The 829-nt window shown below is 73.5% G+C and carries 1 protein-coding gene; it reads left to right on the top strand.

Features of this window, described 5'->3' with window-relative positions:
- Nucleotides 1-829 (top strand): ketoacyl-synthetase C-terminal extension domain-containing protein (locus tag IF00_RS0140345; protein ID WP_030327092.1); only part of this gene is annotated, 829 nt, incomplete at both ends.

The following is an 829-nucleotide window of genomic DNA, read 5'->3' on the forward strand; positions in this document are numbered from 1 at the left end:
AGTCGACGCCGTCGAGGCCCACGGCACCGGCACCGTCCTCGGCGACCCCATCGAGGCACAGGCCCTCCTCGCCACCTACGGCAGCGAACGCGACGGTGGCCGGCCCCTGATGCTGGGATCCCTGAAGTCCAACCTCGGCCACGCCCAGGCGGCCGCCGGCGTCGGCGGCGTGATCAAGATGGTCATGGCTCTGCGCCATGGCGAAGTACCCGCCTCGCTGAACGTGGGCAGGCCCAGCGAACTCGTCGACTGGGAGTCCGGCGGCGTCGAGGTCCTCACCGAGCCCCGCGCCTGGCCTGCCGCGGAAGGGAAGGTCCGGCGGGCCGGAGTGTCGTCGTTCGGCATCAGCGGCACCAACGCCCACGTCATCCTGGCCGAGGCCCCGGCGGCCGAGCCGGTCGCCGAGGACGCCACCGAGCGTCCCGAGGCCGGTCTGCCGTGGATGGTGTCGGCGCGGTCGGCCGATGCGCTGGCCGAGGCCGCGGGACGGCTGGCCGAGTACGTACGGGCGAGGCCCGGGCTCCGTCCGGCCGATGTGGCGTTCTCGCTGGCCGCGAACCGTTCCGCCTTCGAGTCCCGTGCCATGGTCCCCGGCGCCGAAGGACGCGAAGGGCTCCTGGCGGGCCTCGACGCGCTGGCCTCCCGCGAGGTCGACGCGGTCACCGCGGCCGTCTCCGGTGCGAAGCCGGGGCGCGCCTCCGGTGCTCCTGTCGTCTTCGTGTTCCCGGGGCAGGGTTCGCAGTGGGCCGGAATGGCCGTCGAGCTCCTCGACTCCTCCCCCGTCTTCGCCCAGACCATCAACGCGTGCGAGACAGCCCTCACACCCTTC

The organism is Streptomyces flavochromogenes (genome assembly GCF_000717595.1).
GTDB classification, from domain to species: Bacteria; Actinomycetota; Actinomycetes; order Streptomycetales; family Streptomycetaceae; genus Streptomyces; species Streptomyces flavochromogenes.